General features: G+C 60.3%; 16 protein-coding genes. 11 read left to right on the top strand and 5 right to left on the bottom strand.

Annotation, left to right across the window (positions count from 1 at the left end; genetic code table 11):
- Positions 1-159: 159 nt before the first annotated feature.
- Positions 160-537 (bottom strand): cytochrome c family protein, encoded by a 378-nt coding sequence (locus ASD36_RS19185; protein WP_060506060.1) that lies wholly within the window; start codon positions 535-537, stop codon positions 160-162.
- A 101-nt stretch (positions 538-638) separates the two neighbouring features.
- On the bottom strand, positions 639-1,220 hold the full coding sequence (locus ASD36_RS19180; RefSeq protein WP_060505785.1) for a thymidine kinase: 582 nt from the start codon (positions 1,218-1,220) through the stop codon (positions 639-641).
- Positions 1,221-1,463: 243 nt separating this feature from the next.
- Here ASD36_RS19180 and ASD36_RS19175 point away from each other — a divergent pair, with 243 nt between their 5' ends.
- From ASD36_RS19175 to ASD36_RS19150, 6 genes are all read left to right on the top strand, one after another.
- Entirely contained in the window at positions 1,464-2,411 is a 948-nt protein-coding gene (locus tag ASD36_RS19175; RefSeq protein ID WP_060505786.1) for a choline ABC transporter substrate-binding protein, read from the top strand.
- Between the two features lie 99 nt (positions 2,412-2,510).
- On the top strand, positions 2,511-3,362 hold the full coding sequence (gene choW, locus ASD36_RS19170; protein ID WP_037098811.1) for a choline ABC transporter permease subunit: 852 nt from the start codon (positions 2,511-2,513) through the stop codon (positions 3,360-3,362).
- Positions 3,359-4,408 carry a choline ABC transporter ATP-binding protein gene (choV, locus tag ASD36_RS19165; protein WP_060505787.1) on the top strand — a complete coding sequence of 350 codons (1,050 nt, stop codon included), beginning with the start codon at positions 3,359-3,361 and terminating at the stop codon, positions 4,406-4,408. The genes choW and choV overlap by 4 nt, the downstream gene beginning before the upstream one ends.
- A gap of 83 nt (positions 4,409-4,491) precedes the next feature.
- On the top strand, positions 4,492-5,235 hold the full coding sequence (locus ASD36_RS19160) for a HugZ family protein (RefSeq protein ID WP_060505788.1): 744 nt from the start codon (positions 4,492-4,494) through the stop codon (positions 5,233-5,235).
- Between the two features lie 120 nt (positions 5,236-5,355).
- Positions 5,356-5,697 (top strand): metalloregulator ArsR/SmtB family transcription factor, encoded by a 342-nt coding sequence (locus tag ASD36_RS19155; protein ID WP_060505789.1) that lies wholly within the window; start codon positions 5,356-5,358, stop codon positions 5,695-5,697.
- Between the two features lie 154 nt (positions 5,698-5,851).
- A complete protein-coding gene (locus tag ASD36_RS19150) occupies positions 5,852-6,919 on the top strand; it encodes a Gfo/Idh/MocA family oxidoreductase (RefSeq protein WP_162246392.1) in 1,068 nt (355 codons plus the stop codon).
- Here ASD36_RS19150 and ASD36_RS19145 read toward each other — a convergent pair.
- Both ASD36_RS19145 and ASD36_RS19140 read right to left on the bottom strand, forming a co-directional pair.
- The gene (locus tag ASD36_RS19145; protein ID WP_060505791.1) at positions 6,914-8,059 is read right to left on the bottom strand and encodes a Gfo/Idh/MocA family oxidoreductase; all 1,146 of its coding nucleotides are present in this window, start codon (positions 8,057-8,059) and stop codon (positions 6,914-6,916) included. The genes ASD36_RS19150 and ASD36_RS19145 overlap by 6 nt on opposite strands.
- Positions 8,056-10,323, bottom strand: coding sequence for a glycoside hydrolase family 9 protein (locus ASD36_RS19140; RefSeq protein WP_244482311.1), 2,268 nt, complete (start codon positions 10,321-10,323; stop codon positions 8,056-8,058). Before ASD36_RS19140 ends, ASD36_RS19145 begins: the two co-directional genes overlap by 4 nt.
- Positions 10,324-10,588: 265 nt before the next feature.
- Between ASD36_RS19140 and ASD36_RS19135 the strand changes: the two genes are divergently transcribed.
- The 3 genes from ASD36_RS19135 to ade all read left to right on the top strand — a co-directional run bounded on the left by ASD36_RS19135 (position 10,589) and on the right by ade (position 15,195).
- Positions 10,589-11,917, top strand: coding sequence for an aspartate aminotransferase family protein (locus ASD36_RS19135; protein WP_060505792.1), 1,329 nt, complete (start codon positions 10,589-10,591; stop codon positions 11,915-11,917).
- Positions 11,918-12,199: 282 nt separating this feature from the next.
- The gene (locus ASD36_RS19130; RefSeq protein ID WP_060505793.1) at positions 12,200-13,306 is read left to right on the top strand and encodes a branched-chain amino acid ABC transporter substrate-binding protein; all 1,107 of its coding nucleotides are present in this window, start codon (positions 12,200-12,202) and stop codon (positions 13,304-13,306) included.
- Positions 13,307-13,497: 191 nt separating this feature from the next.
- Positions 13,498-15,195, top strand: coding sequence for an adenine deaminase (gene ade, locus ASD36_RS19125; protein ID WP_060505794.1), 1,698 nt, complete (start codon positions 13,498-13,500; stop codon positions 15,193-15,195).
- A gap of 9 nt (positions 15,196-15,204) precedes the next feature.
- Here the strand turns inward: ade and ASD36_RS19120 are convergent, their stop codons facing one another.
- Entirely contained in the window at positions 15,205-15,819 is a 615-nt protein-coding gene (locus ASD36_RS19120; RefSeq protein WP_060505795.1) for a glutathione S-transferase family protein, read from the bottom strand.
- Positions 15,820-15,940: 121 nt separating this feature from the next.
- Here ASD36_RS19120 and ASD36_RS19115 point away from each other — a divergent pair, with 121 nt between their 5' ends.
- Together ASD36_RS19115 and ASD36_RS19110 are read left to right on the top strand one after the other, a co-directional pair.
- Positions 15,941-16,414 (top strand): Lrp/AsnC family transcriptional regulator, encoded by a 474-nt coding sequence (locus ASD36_RS19115; RefSeq protein ID WP_060505796.1) that lies wholly within the window; start codon positions 15,941-15,943, stop codon positions 16,412-16,414.
- A gap of 77 nt (positions 16,415-16,491) precedes the next feature.
- Positions 16,492-17,553, top strand: a complete 1,062-nt coding sequence (locus ASD36_RS19110) for a pyridoxal-phosphate dependent enzyme (protein ID WP_060511743.1) — start codon at positions 16,492-16,494, stop codon at positions 17,551-17,553.
- Positions 17,554-17,602: the final 49 nt, after the last annotated feature.

Raw genomic sequence — 17,602 nt, 5'->3', positions numbered from 1 at the left:
CCCCCTGGTTGCTCCGGTGCAGACGCGCCGCGTCGCCAAATTATTCAGTCATGACATCAGCTTATATAATGGGAGCGGCAATTTGAAGAACAAGTGTACAATCGACGGATTTTAAACCGTAAATCGCTTTGAAGCGGGACAATGGCCGGAACGCCGCTCCTATTGCGCCACTGCGGTCTTCAGATAGGCAAGGATGTCCTCGATCTCCTGCGGCTTTCTCAAACCGGGGAAAGACATCTTGGTACCCGGCACCATTGCCTTCGGGCTAAGCAGATATTCCGACAGCCTCTCCTCGTCCCAGACTTTGCCATCCGCGCCAAATGCCGTCATGGCGCTGGAATAGCTGTAGCCCGCAAAGGCAGCGACCGGACGGCCCACGATGCCCATCAGGCTTGGGCCGACACGGTTCATCGGCTCGGTCGCGGTGTGACAGGCGCCGCATTTCTTGAAGACCTGAGCGCCGGCCTCGGCATTGCCTGCGGCCTGCGCGACACTTGTTCCAAGACAGAGAAAGAGGCCGAATGAAGCGAAACGCATGGACAAGGGAAGAGACTGAGAGAGAAGCATGGACGATTTCCCGGAACGCTAAGGCAAGGATGCCATCATGGCACGCCGCCCCCGCCCGGCGATAGTCCGCCTCACGCTTCGTTCATCTTGTCTTCCCAGTGACGGCGGCAATAGACGACATATTTTTCATTGCCGCCAACTTCGACCTGCGCGCCCTCCCGGACGACATTTCCGGCCCCATCCAAACGCACCACCATGGTCGCCTTGCGGCCGCAATGGCAGATGGTTCGCACTTCGCGCATTTCGTCGGCGATGGCGAGCAACGCCATCGAACCGGGAAACAGCTTACCCTGGAAATCGGTGCGCAGACCATAGGCCATCACGGGAATGCCGATCCGGTCTGCAATGCGCGCCAACTGCCAGACCTGATCCTCGCCGAGAAACTGCGCTTCGTCGACAAAGACACAGGCGATCGTTTCCTCGGCATGCAGGCGTTCGATCAGAGCGTAGAGGTCGTCGGAATGGGTGAAGGCAATGCCGTCCTCGCTCAATCCGATCCGCGAGGACACCCGGCCCTGGCCGGCCCGGTCATCAAAGGCCGCAATCAGGATCACCGTGCGCATGCCACGTTCGCGATAATTGTACGACGCCTGCAGGAGCATGGTCGATTTGCCTGCGTTCATCGTGGCGTAGCTGAAATACAGTTTTGCCATGGCGTCCTCTTCTGTATGCTGTTGGTTGTTCATGAACAGACAAAGCGGGGAAGACCAGAGCGCAAGCGCGAAAGTCACAGAAAATCGACGGCGGGCGCCAGAACATGAGCAATGCGACATATCACGTCGCTTTAGGCGGGCGTGTCCAGCGAATGTCCCAATACACTCAAGGCAACACCAGGGCGCTTGAATTGGCGGACATTTGGTGATTGGCTAAAATCAAAAGGCAGGGGAATAATCACAATGAGCAGACTGACATTGAAATTCATGCTGACCGCAGCCGTATCGCTGAGCGCGCTGACATCGGCCTATGCCGCCGAGCCCGAAAGCTGTGGCACCGTCCGTTTCGCCGATGTCGGCTGGACGGATATCACCGCGACCACGGCGACCGTTTCCTCCGTCCTCAAAGGCCTTGGCTATCAGACGGACATCAAGGTTCTCTCCGTTCCTGTCACCTATCAATCGCTCAAGAACAAGGACATCGACGTCTTCCTCGGCAACTGGATGCCGACACAGGAAGCCGACGTCCGCCCCTTCCTCAACGACAAGTCGGTCGAATCGTTCGGCCCGAATCTTGAGGGCGCCAAGTACACGCTGGCGACCAATGCCAAGGGTGCCGAACTCGGCATCAAGGATTTCAAGGATATCGCCGCCCACAAGGCCGAACTTGACGGCAAGATTTACGGTATCGAGCCCGGCAACGACGGCAACCGCCTGATCATCGACATGACCGACAAGGACACATTCGGCCTGAAAGGCTTTGAAGTCGTCGAATCCTCCGAGCAGGGCATGCTGGCGCAGGTCGCCCGTGCCGAAAAGGATGGCACACCCGTCATTTTCCTCGGCTGGGAACCCCACCCGATGAACTCCAACTTCAAGCTGACTTATCTCACGGGTGGCGACGACATCTTCGGACCAAACCTCGGCGGAGCGACCATCTTCACCAACGTGCGCGCCGGCTACGCCACCGAATGCCCGAATGTCGGCAAGCTGATCACCAACCTGAAGTTCTCGCTACCGATGGAAAACGAGATCATGGGCAAGATCCTCAACGACGGCAAAGATCCGGAAACAGCGGCCAATGAGTGGCTGAAGGCCAACCCGACAGCAATCGACCCCTGGCTCGCAGGTGTCACCACCAAGGATGGTGCTGAAGGATTGCCGGCGGTCAAGACCGCGCTCGGTCTCTGACCGGCATATATAAGGCGGGGCTTCGTCCCCGCCTTTTTTTAAGCGCAAACCACGCGCTTCCGCTCCTATCATTGGCACCAAGAACCAGGCGATTTTCCCGTGGAATGGCTAACCAACCCTGATCGACGCATCCCCATCGGCGGCTGGGCGAAGAGTTTCTTCACCTGGCTCACCACCAATTTTACCGGCTTTTTCGACCAGGTATCCGCGATCCTGGCCGGCGTGGTGAATGCGATCCTTTGGGTTCTGCAGACGCCACATCCGCTGATCGTCGTGGCCATCGTCACCGCCCTTTCCTACTATTTCCGCCGCTCGATCGGCGTTACCCTGTTCACGCTGTTCGGCCTGCTGTTGATCATCAATCTCGGCTACTGGAAGGCAACGACGGAAACGTTGGCGCTGGTGCTGGCCGCCAGTGCCGTCTCAATGGCCGTCGGCATTCCGCTCGGCATCGCCGCCGCCCGGCGCGCCTGGGTCTACGCGGTGATGCGGCCGATCCTCGACCTGATGCAGACCATCCCGACCTTCGTCTACCTGATCCCTGCCCTCGTGCTGTTCGGCCTCGGCATGGTGCCGGGCCTGATCGCCACTGTCATCTTCGCCATTCCGGCGCCGATCCGGCTCACACGCCTCGGCATCATTTCCACCCCGCCCTCGCTGGTGGAAGCGGCTGTCTCGTTTGGCGCGACGCCATCGCAGGTGCTGCGCAAGATCGAATTACCCTTTGCCATGCCGCAGATCATGGCTGGCCTCACCCAGACCATCATGCTGTCGCTGTCGATGGTGGTCATCTCGGCGCTGGTCGGCGCTGCCGGTCTTGGCGTACCGGTCGTGCGGGCGCTGAACACCGTCAACATCGCCATGGGTTTCGAATCCGGCCTGTGTATCGTCATCCTCGCGATCATTCTCGATCGCCTGTTCCGTTCGTCCGATGAAGGAGAAGGCGCATGACCGAGGCCGTCGTTTTCAAGAATGTCGATATCATCTTCGGCAACAAGCCGGAAGCGGCCATCGCCATGGTCGATCAGGGCAAGACGCGCGACGAGATCGGCGCTGCGACCGGATTGGTGCTCGGTGTCGCCGATGCGTCGCTGACGATCACCGAAGGCGAAATCCTGGTGCTGATGGGGCTCTCCGGCTCGGGCAAATCGACCCTTTTGCGCGCCGTCAACGGACTGGCGCCAGTGGTGCGCGGTGAAGTCCAGGTAAAGACCCGGCACGGCGGAATCAATCCGTATAAAACCAGCGCGAAATCGCTGCGCGACTTCCGCATGCACGATGTCTCGATGGTGTTCCAGCAGTTTGCTCTCCTGCCCTGGCGCACAGTGGAAGACAATGTCGGCTTCGGGCTGGAATTGGCCGGCGTGCCGGACAAGGAACGCAAGGAGCGCGTTGCCGAACAGCTGGAACTGGTCAACCTGACGAAATGGGCCGGACGTCAGGTCAAGGAGCTTTCCGGCGGCATGCAGCAGCGCGTCGGCCTTGCCCGGGCCTTTGCCACTGGTGCGCCGATCCTGTTGATGGACGAGCCGTTCTCGGCACTCGATCCGCTGATCCGCACCCGCCTGCAGGACGAGTTGCTGGAATTCCAGCGGCGTCTGAAGAAGACCATCCTGTTCGTCAGCCACGATCTCGACGAAGCCTTCCGCATCGGCAACCGCATCGCCATCATGGAAGGCGGACGCATCATCCAGTGCGGAACGCCGCAAGATATCGTCAAGAATCCGGCCAACCAGTATGTTGCCGATTTCGTCCAGCACATGAACCCGATCACCATGCTGACGGCGATGGACGTCATGAGCCAGGGCGTCAGCCGCACGGCGCCTGCGGCCGGTGTCTCGGCAACAGCCAAACCGACCACCCCGCTGATCGACATCCTCGATGCGATGTCGCGCCAGCCCGGCAGCATCGGCGTCGTCGACAACGGCGCCATCGTCGGCACAATCAATGCGCAGAACGTCGTGGAAGGCCTGACACGGCATCGCAACAAAAGTTGACTGTTCTGCTCATGATGTCGCTATAAAGGACGCCCGGGCAACACATGTCCGGGCGTTTGGCATTCAAGACAAGAGGCAACCTTATGGCCGACAAACCTTCCGTTCTGCGCGAAACCGATGACGAGGCGCGCAAGCTTGCCCGCATCATCCTGCGCTCCGCGCGCAGTGCCGCCATTGCGGTGATCGAGCCAGACAGCGGCGGTTTCCCCTTTGTCAGCCGTGTGCTTGTCGGTATCGATACCGATGGCACGCCGGTCATCCTGGTTTCCGCCCTGTCGGCCCACACGCAGGCCCTGTCCGCAGACCAGCGCTGCTCACTCTTGACCGGCGAAATCGGCAAGGGTGATCCACTCGCCCATGCGCGGCTGACGGTTCAATGTGAAGCGGAAAAGGTCGAGCGCAATGGCAACGCTCACGCCCGTATCCGCGAGCGCTTCATCCGCCGCCATCCGAAGGCCCAGCTCTATGTCGACTTTCCAGATTTCGCATTCTTCCGCCTCATGCCAATCAAGGCCAGCATGAATGGCGGCTTTGGCCGTGCCTATGTCCTGAGTGGCGAGGATCTGATGATCCGTTCCCCGGCAATCGACGATCTCGCCGCAATGGAAGCAGGCGCGATCGACCACATGAATTCCGACCACTCCGATGCAGCCAGCAAGTATGCCGCGCTCTATTGCAAGGCAAAAGGAACCGGTTGGAAAATCTGCGGTCTCGATGCCAGCGGGGTCGATCTGGTGTCGGGCGATCAACTCAAGCGACTGGAATACGACGCCCCACTGCAATCCAAAGGGGAGTTACGGGACACACTGGTAAAACTTTACCGTTAAATACGGGAACTTTTACCCCGATTTCTTGCAGTAGGCAGTTGTCCTTTTATTCATCACGTCTAATTATCCCTTATTCACATTCATAACCAAGCGTGATGTGAACTTCGCATGGAGTATGGAATGCAAACGATCTCTCCTCAGAAACACGGCAAGGCTGAAATAGCTGCGGAGTTTCTGTCGGCTATGGCCAACCCAAAGCGTCTGCTGATTCTCAGTTCACTTGTGAACGAAGAGATGGCCGTTGGCGCCTTGGCAAACCAGGTCGGCCTCAGCCAATCTGCCCTGTCGCAACATCTCTCGAAGCTGCGTGCCCAAAATCTCGTGACTACCCGTAGAGATGCTCAGACGATCTATTATTCAAGTTCTTCGGATGCAGTACTGAAAGTTCTGAAAACCTTGAAGGAAATCTACGGCGACGATACCAGCGCGGTTGAAAAGGTCGCGCAGCGCCGTACCGCCTGATACGGATCGGGGCCGCTTGCCGGCCCCGTCCTGTCTCGCCGCTCGCCGGCTTGTCATCTGGAAGCGCTTGCCTCCGGAGTATGGATCGGTTGCGATCGTCATATGACGTTTACGCGACTTTGAGACTTGGCGTTGCAGTATCGGCGCCATGACCATGACTGCCCAAAATCCACCTTCCGCAACTTCCCTCAAATGGGCCGTCTTTGGTACGGGTTCCATCGCAACGACGTTTGCCCAAGACATACGGCTGACGGATAATGCAACACTGGTTGCCGTTTGTTCGCGCACGCTTGAGGCCGCCACCGTTTTTTCAAACCGCTTCGGCGGACTGCGCATCATCCCGGATATCAATACCCTCGCCACTGATCCATCGATCGATGCCGTCTATCTCGCAACGCCAAACACCACTCATTTTGATCAGACTCGGGCGCTACTCAACGCCGGAAAGCCCGTACTGATCGAAAAGCCGCTCGTGGCGACTGCAGCCGAGGCGCAGGCACTCACCGACCTGGCCGCGGAAAAACAGACCTTTGCGATGGAAGGACTCTGGACTGTCTTCCTGCCCGCGATCAATCATCTAAAGCAGCTTCTGGCCGATGGGACGATCGGCGCCATCGCCGGCATCCGCGCCGAACTCGCCTATGCCAAGACCTTCGATGCCAGCAGTCGGTTTTTTGCACCGTCGCTCGGCGGTGGCTCGCTGCTTGATCTGGGTGTCTACCCGATCGCCCTCACGCTCTCGCTGTTCGGCTCGCCGCAGACGATATCGGGGCGCTGGTCGGCCGCACCCACGGGTGTCGATATGACAGCGGATGTCGCGCTCGGTTATGACGGTTTCCAGGCAAGGCTGTCCTGCGGTTTCGACCGCAATGGGACCAATCGCTTCATCATCGAAGGCGAAACCGGCAGCCTGGTGATCGATGCTCCGTTCCTGCGGGCAAACCGGATCATCCTGACGAGAAACCGCATCGCCCATCACCTTGCAGTTCCTTCCGGGTCGAGCCGCCTGTCACGCGCAGCCGGGAAGTTGGCCCGCCGGCTGCCCCTGCCCGGCCTCACGGTCTATCGGCATGGCTTTCCCGGCGATGGGCTACAGTTCGAGATCGCGGCTGTGAGCCGTGCCATCCTGGCAGGGCAACAGCAGCAATCGGAAATGCCGCTCAGCGCCAGCGCCGAAGCACTCCGCATCATCGAAACTATCCGGTCACTGCCGCCTTCATAGCGCCGTCGGTGTATGGTCCCGCTTGCCGGCATTGAGCGCAAGCACGATATCCGTCAGATGCAATGCCGTTTCGCCGGAAAACAGCGGCCGGTTGCCAGCCTTGATCGCGTCCGCCTGCGCTGCAATCCCGCGGACAAAATCGATCTGTGAGGGATAGGCCGGCAGGCTGTTCTTCTGCGCTGCCTGCGGATAGACGACCGGTTTTCCGGCAGTGAGCCGAAACGGGAACTTTCGCTGAAACTGCCACTCGATGCGCTCGACCAGCCGATGCAGCAGCGGCCGCTTGCCACCACTCAGTTCGACATGGACCGGCGAGCGATTGTCCCAGAGATCGCGCACGACGATCGTGCCCTTGTCGCCGACGATCGTCAGCGACCGGTCCCGTGGCGCCGCCAGACCGCTGGTCAAACGAGCGACAAGCCCCGACTTGAAGGTCAGGCAGCCAACGGAAAAATCAGGGCCAAGGTCAAGGCCTTCGGTGCCCGGGCCTTTGTTGGGAAAGGTGAGCGCGGAAAAAGCCGCGACATTCGACACTGGTCCGAACAGCGACACCAGCCAGCTTGCGGCATAGCCGGCATGCTCGAGCGTGCAGCCAATTTCGAATTCGTGCACTGCCGGCCATTTCGCACCAGAGCGGCTGCGCCATTCCTGCCATTTGTCGCGAAAGACGGGTCCGTCCTCCATCTCGGCATAGGCAAGACGTGGCGTGCCGATGACACCGGAGCGGAGGATTTCGGCGCAATGACCACAGGCATCGCTGAGCGCATTGGCCGGTGCGCCGGCAAGGATAAGACCTCGCTCCGCAGCAAGCGATACCAACTCCCGCGCCTCATCGACCGTCATGGCCAGAGGCTTCTCGCAATAGACATGTTTGCCTGCCAGCAGCGCCGCCCGGTTGACGGCATGGTGGTTTTCCGGCGTCGTCAGGTTGACGATGATGACGACAGCAGGATCGGAAAGCGATTCTGCTTCAGAGGCATAGGCGCGAACGTTCCAGTAGTTGCAAAACTGCTTTAAGCGATCGGGGTCGACGTCCCAGACACCCGCCAGCTGCAGTTGCGGGTGGTTGGCCAGCGTCGTCATGTAGTAATCGGCGACGAAGCCCGTGCCGATGAAAGCGATGCCCGTCTGTCCGTTCATCGCGCATCCGCCAGGAACGAGGCGATATAGACCAGCGGTGCATTCCAGTTGATCGTCATTTCGTTGGTGCCCCAGGCCATGATGTCATCGATATAGCAGGTCTGTGGTGCGCAGCCCTTCAGGCGCGCGCGCGCGACATCATCGACCAGTGTCGAATTCGGCCCGCCGGCCAGCGTACCGACAGGCGGATTGGGCAGCGTTTTATCGACCTGATGGGCATACCAGCGGCTATGCTGGTTCTTGGCAAAGACGCTGCCGTAACCGGTAACATAGGATGTGTTCATCGCGTTGCGCCCGAGGATGTAGTCGATACTTTCCCGCACGCCATTGAGAAACGGCAATTCGCCCGTGAGGTCATAGCCGGCGGAAACAACGATCATGTTCTGCAAAATGAGCTGGTTTGATCCCCAGTCGTAGCGATTGTTGGCCGGCCGGTAGATATGCCCGAACGGCTCCTTTGCCTGCAGGCTGAGGAAATTCCGCGCAGCTGATACAACGGATGCCATCACCATTGCCTTGTCATCGGGCTCAAGATTGTCGCCATAAAGCGCCAGATCGAGACGGCCGAGACCCGCTACGCTGCGCCAATCGAACGCGCCGACGGCGGGAAAGACCGGTCCGGCCCAATGCGGCGAAGCTTTCAGCGCCGTGAGATAGCGGGCTTCTCCCGTGGTGATATAGAGCTCGGCGGCCGCCCAATAGGTTTCATCGGAAATGTCGTCGTCGCCATAATCGCCACCGCCCTGCAAGCCGTCGGAACCCGGCGCGAAGAGAGCGGGATGGGCGGCGGCGGCCAGCCATGCCTTCTGACCGGCAGCGAGCAGGCGTTGCGCAAACTCCCTGTCATAGGTCGCAAACAGCCGGGCGCCCTGTGCCGCTACAGCAGCGAGATTGAGCGTTGCCGCCGTCGAGGGGCGGTGCAGCACGCGCAGTTCCGGATCGAGATGTGGCAGCATTGGCACCCCGGTCCATTTGATATCGTGAACCTTGTGATGCACCATGCCGGCCAGCGGCTGACCGTCAGGCACCATCATTTTCATCAGGAATTCAAGTTCCCAACGTGCTTCGTCGAGGATATCGGGAATGCCATTGCCGTTTTCAGGAATGCGCGACAGGCTGTCGCTCAAAACCGGCGAAGCCCCATCGCCGAAAACCAGCCCGCGTTCGAACGTACTCAAGAGCTGCGACACGGCGATACCGCCATTGACCACATATTTCCCCTGGTCGCCCGCATCATACCAGCCGCCAGAGACATCCAATGTATAGTCGCAGGTCCAGTCCTTGCCATAGAGCTTGGTGGCGACCTTGCCTGTCAGGCAGGTTACCTTCGTATCACCGTGGTTCGGGCTTTCCTGCACATGTCCGGCCGGCCGTGCATAGGCCTCGCCAGCGATATCGCCCTTGATCTCGATGCCGCTGCGCTGCGGATAGAACCAGGACAGCGCATCGACGCGCAGTTTGCCATAGATATCGTGGCCGACCGAAAACGGCAGGCTTTTCTTCCCGCCGAGGACCAGGCGGTAGCCCTCGCCTGCCGTTGCAAAAGCCGAAAAATCAGCGATCTGTGTGTTGGCCTCGACCGTCGGATCGAAACCGGCAGGCGCCGTCATCCCCTCGCCGATTGCGGCACCATTTTCGTCTTCCAGCTTGAACGGCAACGGATCGGTCGCCTCCGACAAGATCGTCGCCCGCTTCGGCCCATCGAGAAAATAGCCGGTTTGATTGACCAGTGCCGGTAGCGCGTACATCGTCTTTCGCGCGGTTGCCTCGAGCCTGTCAGGCTTTGTTTCGCGCAGTGCCACATCATCCAGGCAAACGCGCCAAGTTTTTTGCGCTCCGCCCAGTTGGAAGATGATCTGGGCCGGATCTTTCTCCGTTGCCGTGAAAGCGGCCGAAAACTCCACCTTCCCGGCCTTGGTCCCGGCTTCGAAGGTTGCCTGCGCCGTCCAGGGTTCGGCATTCCGCTGGATCGTGACCGGGAATGTGTGCGCGTCCTTGGCTTCGAGCACCATTGTCAGGCGATAGGATTTTCCCGGTTCGAACTGAAGATCGTTGAGACCGAGCAGCCGGTCCCAAGGGGTACCGCCCGCCTCGACATCGGCGCACAACTTGCCATGCTCGCGCGCCAGCGCGACTCCACCAGCCGCCCAGAAGCCATCATGCCCCTTTTCAAAGGCGCCATCGGCAATCATGTCTGCTGCTTCTGCTTGCGCTGGTAGACTGACGAAAAGCGCGAGCATCAGGCTGGCTGCAAATTTTGGCAAAATATCTATCCTGAGCGCGTGTTGCGGGAACGCGGCGCCACTCTGCTGCAAACAGGTTAACCTTCGGAAAAGATTGGATGCAAGCCCTGTTTCCAAATGTTTCCGGGCCGCCGAAACTTGGGCATTGCCGATCTGCGCCAGGTTCTGACGTCGTCAGGCCGAGGCTTGACCGCGAAAAGCGCCCTGATAGTTTGACCATCAGGTAAAGATTTAACCGAAACCCACTGGATTTGGCCGCCAGACCGTACGCGCCACGGAGAACATGATGTCGAACCGCCTCAATGCCACGCCGAACGATCTCAGCGCCTTCTGGATGCCGTTCACTGCCAACCGGCAGTACAAGAAAGAACCGCGCATGTTCGTCAAGGCGAGGGACATGCACTACACGACCCATGACGGCCGCCAGGTGCTCGATGGCACGGCCGGCCTCTGGTGCGTCAACGCCGGCCACTGTCGCCCGCAGATCACCGAAGCCATCCAGCAGCAAGCTGGCGAGCTTGACTATGCTCCCGCCTTCCAGCTTGGCCATCCGAAGGCTTTCGAACTGGCAAACCGCCTGATCGATATCGCGCCAGAAGGCATGGAGCATGTGCTCTACACCAATTCCGGTTCTGAATCGGTCGAAACAGCGCTGAAGGTGGCGCTTGCCTACCACAAGGTGAAGGGCCAGGGCTCGCGCACCCGCCTGATCGGCCGCGAGCGTGGCTATCACGGCGTCAATTTCGGCGGCATCTCGGTTGGCGGTATCGTTTCCAACCGCAAGATGTTCGGCACGCTTCTGACCGGCGTCGACCATATGCCGCACACCCATTTTCCAGACAAGAACGCCTTCACCAAGGGCGAGCCGGAGCATGGCGGCGATATCGCTACCGAACTGGAACGCATCGTCACACTGCATGACGCCTCGACCATCGCGGCCGTCATCGTCGAACCCGTCGCTGGCTCGACCGGCGTGCTCATCCCGCCGAAAGGCTATCTGCAGAAACTGCGCGACATCTGCACGAAGCACGGCATCCTGTTGATCTTCGATGAAGTCATCACTGGTTACGGTCGCCTCGGCACACCGTTCGCAGCCCAGTATTTCGACGTCAAGCCGGACATGATCGTCACCGCAAAGGGCCTGACCAACGGCGTCATCCCGATGGGCGCCGTGTTCGTCACTGGCGAAATCCATGACGCCTTCATGAGCGGCCCGGAGCACATGATCGAATTCTTCCACGGTTATACCTATTCCGGCAACCCGATCGCCTGCGCCGCAGCGCTTGGCACACTCGACACCTATCGCGATGAAGGCCTGCTCACCCGTGGCGCCGAGCTTGCGTCCTACTGGGGCGATGCGCTGCATTCGCTGCGCGACTGCCCGCATGTGATCGACATCCGCAATATCGGCCTGATTGGCGCGATCGAGCTGGCACCGATCGCCGGAGAGCCGACGAAACGCGCCTTCTCCGCCTTCCTGAAGGCCTATGAAAGCGGTTATCTGATCCGCACCACCGGCGACATCATCGCCCTTTCGCCGCCGTTGATCATCTCGAAGGCCGAGATCGACGAACTGGTCGACGGCATCCGCAAAGTGCTGATCGCCAACGCATAAACGAACAAGATACGATCGTAAAATCATCCAGACGGGGCCGGACCAGAGGTCCCGGTCCCGTCTGGCGCAATATCTGAACAATTATTTTGCACTTTGCCCAAAAAATCGCCTTGCGGAATCCGGGCGGGGTTCATAGACGAGAAGCATGGGATCGATCCGTTCACAGAAGGCGGACACCTCAACAGAACTGACGTTGCTTTCCGGCTGGCAGGTCTCACCCGCCCAGCCCGGCAGCCGAAGCGCTGGCACTGCGGGGAACAAACCCACCAAAGGAGACGCAAGATGAAATTCAAGACATTGTCGGGCGCCACGCTCGCGGCCTCGCTGGTCTTTGCGCCGCTCGCCCATGCCGAGATCGTAATCGGCCTGATCGCGCCGCTGACCGGCCCCGTCGCCGCCTATGGCGACCAGGTCAAGAACGGCGCCCAAGTTGCCGTCGATCAGATCAACAAGAATGGCGGCATTCTCGGCGAACAGGTCGTCCTGAAGCTGGCTGACGACGCCGGCGAACCCAAGCAGGGTGTTTCGGCAGCCAACCAGATCGTCGGCGAAGGCATCCGCTTTGTCGTCGGCCCGGTCACCTCGGGCGTTGCCATGCCGGCATCCGACGTTCTCGCTGAAAACGGCATCCTGATGGTCACTCCGACAGCGACGACGCCGGACCTCACCAAGCGTGGCCTCGCCACCATCCTGCGCACCTGCGGCCGTGACGACCAGCAGGCAGAAGTCGCAGCAGCCTATGTCCTGAAGCAGTTCAAGGACAAGCGCATCGGCATCCTCAACGACAAGGGCGCCTACGGCAAGGGTCTGGCCGATTCCTTCAAGGCAACGCTGAACGCCGGTGGCGTCACCGAAGTCTTCAACGATTCGCTGACACCCGGCGACAAGGATCTCAGCGCGCTCACCACCCGCCTGAAGGCTGAAAAGGTCGACGTACTCTATTTCGGCGGCTACCACCCGGAAGCCGGTCTTCTGGTGCGCCAGCTGCATGATATCGGCGCTCAGATCCAGATCATCGGCGGCGACGGCCTGTCCAACACCGAATTCTGGGCTATCGGCGCAGACGCAGGTGCCGGCACGGTCTTCACCAACGCGGCCGACGCTCTGAAGAACGACAGCTCGAAGGCAGCCGTTGCAGCCCTTCAGGCCGTCAACATCCCGCCGGAAGCTTTTACGCTCAACGCCTATGCAGCCGTTGAAGTGATCAAGGCCGGTATCGAGAAGGCCGGCAGCGCCGAAGACGCCGCAGCCGTCACCGCTGCCCTGAAAACCGGCGAACCGATCAAGACCGCCATCGGCGACGTCACCTATGGCGAAACCGGCGACCTCACCTCGCAGAGCTTCTCGCTCTACAAGTGGGAAGCTGGCAAGATCGTTTCTGCCGAGTAAGCAGAGCAATCAATGACGGATCGGGCGCTTCGGCGCCCGATTTCGTTTGTTGCGGGGTTCGTCGGCCACAGCGCAGCCACCATCCACAGTCACAATCACCGATCTGGTATATCCCGGTATGCAATGATGGCGATCAGCCTCTATGCTCCGGTGAGCAATATTTCAGACAAGCACCCAAGAGGCAGGCACCCGTGAGCGAAAAACTTGAACAGCTGATCGATCAGGGCACCGGCCGTATTCCGGCCGATATCGTGCTCAAAGGCGGCCGTTTCTTCGATCTGGTGACCGGCGACCTCGTTGCCTCCGATATCGCCATCTGCGGCGATCGCATCGTCGGCACCTACGGCACTTACACCGGCACCACCGAAATCGATATCACCGGCAAGATCGTCGTACCGGGGTTCATCGACACGCATCTGCACATCGAATCCTCGCTGGTCACCCCGCATGAATTCGACCGCTGCGTGCTGCCCTATGGCGTCACCACCGTGATCTGCGATCCGCACGAGATCGCCAATGTGCTCGGCACCACGGGCATCCAGTATTTCCTCGATTCCGCCTGCGAAACCATCATGGATATCCGCGTGCAGCTCTCGAGCTGCGTGCCGGCCACCCATCTGGAAACCTCCGGCGCCAACCTGCCAATCGAAAAGCTTCTGCCCTTCCGCAACCACGAGAAGGTCATCGGCCTTGCGGAGTTCATGAATTTCCCCGGTGTCATTCACAAGGACCCCGTCTGCCTTGCCAAGCTCGACGCCTTCCAGGGCGGCCATATCGATGGCCACGCGCCGCTGTTAAGCGGGCTTGATCTCAATGGCTATCTCTCCACCGGCATTCGCACCGATCACGAATGCACCACTGCGGCTGAGGCGCTGGAGAAGATCCGCAAGGGCATGCATATCCTGGTGCGCGAGGGCTCCGTCTCCAAGGATCTGCACGCGCTGATGCCGATCCTGACCGAGCGGCTGTCGCCGTTCCTGGCACTCTGCACCGATGACCGCAATCCGCTCGACATCGCTGAAGAAGGCCATCTCGACTACATGATCCGCGAAGCGATCGCCAAAGGGGTAGAACCGCTCGCCGTCTACCGCGCCGCCTCGATCTCGGCTGCGCGCGCCTTTGGCCTGCGCGACCGCGGCCTTGTCGCACCCGGCTGGCGCGCCGATCTGGTGGTCGTCGACAGCTTGGAAAACTGCAAGGCCGAAGCCGTGCTTGCCGGTGGCCGTCTCGTCAACGATGCCCTGTTTGCCACCCGCCGCCCCGTCGCACCGGTCGGTCTCGATAGCGTCAAGGCTGGCCATATCAATGCCGCCGATTTCGGCGTGCCCTACGCCGAGGGAGAGACGTCCGTCATCGGCGTACTGCCGGGAAAAATCATCACCGAACACCGCCGCTACAAGCTGCCCGCATCCGGCAATCAGGCCGGCGTCGATCTTGGCCGTGACATCATCAAGGTCGCCATCATCGAGCGCCACGGCGTCAACGGCAACCATGCCAACGGCTTCGTCCAGGGTTTTGGGTTGAAGAAAGGGGCGATTGCCTCCACTGTCGGCCATGACAGCCACAATATCTGCGTCGTCGGCGTCAACGAGGACGACATGGCACTGGCCGCCAACCGGCTCGGCCAGATCAAGGGCGGCTTCGTTGTCGTCGAGGATGGCAAGGTCACCGGCGAAATCTCGCTGCCGGTCGCTGGCCTGATGAGCCTTGAACCCTACGAGAGCGTGCGCGACACGCTGCATCATCTGCGCCAGGCCGCGTTCGCGCTCGGGGCAACGCTGCAAGAGCCCTTCCTGCAACTGGCGTTCCTGCCCCTGCCCGTTATCCCGCATCTAAAGATTTCGGACATGGGGCTGGTGGATGTCGACAAGTTTACGCTGATCAGCTGAGGCGGCTCTCTAGTCCCGGGTCTCGCCGGAAAGCGGTGTCTTCAGCATCGACGGCCGCTGTGCAAACGCATCGAACCAGCGAGTAAGATTGGCGTGTGCCCGAAACGGTGGCAGGTGCCGGAAGGCAAGCCAGTCCAGTGTCGTTGCAACGGCGATATGGCCGATATGCAAAGGCTCGTCACTCTGGATTTCCCGATCCAGCCAACGATAGCTTTCAAAGAGCTTTCGTTCGTAGCCTGCCTGTAGCTCGGGATAGCGCAGATGTTCGGGACGCCGGGCCGTTTCCCAGCGGATGCCGATACCCGCATAGGCCATGTCCTGAGCCAAGGCTTGCAAACGCAGTGCCGCCCATCGACGTTCGGTGTCGGCAGGGAAAAGCGATGGCCCCTCGTGCAATGTATCGAAATAGGCGCAAATGACATCGGAATCGAACAACGGCGATACGCCGTCGCGCAGGAGAACAGGCACTTTTCCGAGCGGATTGCGATTGAAAACCTCGGCGTTGGGGTTTGTCGGGCTGGTTTCGTGATGCTCGACAACCAGTTGATGAGCAATCCCCACTTCATGCGCGAAGACCAGCGTCTTGCGGGCAAAGGGCGAATGAGTCTGATAAAGAAGCTTCATTGACATAATTCCAAAGTATCTGGTCCACTCGGGTAGGTTTAAGGCATCGCCGCGCCGTCCTGCCGCGTTGAGTGACGCAAGATCGCTTTTTATCCGCGTTTCGGGGCTGTACTATGCCTCCATGAACCTCGACCGCTTCGACCGACATTTGCTCAACCTGGTGCAGGAAGATGCCTCTCAGACCGCCGAACAGCTTGCTGCGGTGGTGCCTCTCTCCGTTTCCGCGATCCAGCGGCGGTTGAAGCGGCTGCGCGAAACGGGCATCATCCAGCGCGACATTGCGGTGGTGGACCCCAAACAGGTGGGCAGGCCGACATTCTTCATCGTTGCGCTAGATGTCGAGCGGGAACGGCCGGAGCTTCTTGCCCAGCTGCGCCGCTGGCTGGCGAACGAACCGATGATCCAGCAGGCCTTTTACATCACCGGCGGATCGGACTTCGTGCTGATCGTCACCGCACCTGATGTGGATGCCTATGATACGTTGATGTCACGGCTGATCGCCGAAAACGCCAATGTCCGCCGCTTCACCACCAATGTGGCGCTCGGCGTCATCAAACGCGGCTTGGTCATTCCCGTTGCTCTGGATGATGACTAGTCGCAAAAAACAGTTTTTCAGCGCCTATGCGACTATCTCTGCGGTTTTACCGCATGGCAATGCACCATACTCTGCCCATGACACATTTTCCCCCTCAGGTTCCCGCCGCCGCAACGGCGCTCGCGGACTGCCCGTCCCTCGCCCAACGCGCCGGTGTCGGGCGCGTTCTCGTCAAGATCGAAAGCAGTCGACCCTTTGGCAATTTCAAGATTCTGGGCGGCATGACGGCGGCGCTGCGCGCCTTGGCCCGCGTGACTGGAACGCCGATTGCCCAGTTGCGGAAACGCGGCGATCTGCCCCGCCTGATCTGTGCCAGCGATGGAAACCATGGATTGGCTGTCGCGGCAGCGGCCAAAATCGCTGGCGCGCCTGCAACAATATACCTGCATCACAGCGTTCCACGCTCGCGGGCAGAGCGCATCCTGGCGCTCGGCACGTCGGTTTACTGGGTCGCGGGAACCTATGACAATGCGGTGGATGCCGCCGCTGAGGCGGCCCGCGTCGATGGCGTCCTGGTGCCGGATACCAGTGCCGATGTGAACGACCCGATCGTTCGCGACGTGATGTCCGGCTACGCAACGATGACCAGCGAGATCAATGCTCAACTTGCAGCCATCGGCATCACCGTCTCCCATCAGTTCGTCCAGGCGGGTGTGGGCGGCCTTGCCGCCGCCATGGCGGAAGGGCTGCCGGCGGCCAGGCTTGCCATTGTCGAGCCAGAGCAGGCAGCGTGCGTGGCACCGGCCCTTGCGGCCGGACACGTGGTGCGCATCGCCGGATCGCTGCACACATGCGCCGAGATGCTGGCCTGTGGCGAGGCATCGGCGCCGGCACTGGCGATCCTGCGGCGGCATGATCCCCTGCCGGTGCTTGTCAGCGAAGCTGCACTTTTGCAGGCAGCCACACTTCTGCATGAGGAAGCGGGCATCCAAACCACGCCATCCGGCAGTGCCGGTCTTGCAGGGTTGCTACATGTGGCAAACAAGGAGGGTCTCCGGGAGTTGGCAGGCCTTACCGCCTCCAGCACCGTGCTTCTGGTGGCGACGGAGGCGCATCCCGACGCCATCGTCCTTGACCGTGCCCTCGACCTCGCCGCTGCCCGCAGTCTGGTAGCCCGCCTGCTGCCGGATGAAGGATAACCGGTGCCACGGATGGCATCTCTCGATGTCATCCCGTATCCATAGCAAA

The organism is Rhizobium sp. Root1334, assembly GCF_001426665.1.
Lineage (GTDB): Bacteria > Pseudomonadota > Alphaproteobacteria > Rhizobiales > Rhizobiaceae > Pararhizobium.
This window is presented reverse-complemented; position numbering and strand designations above follow the sequence as displayed.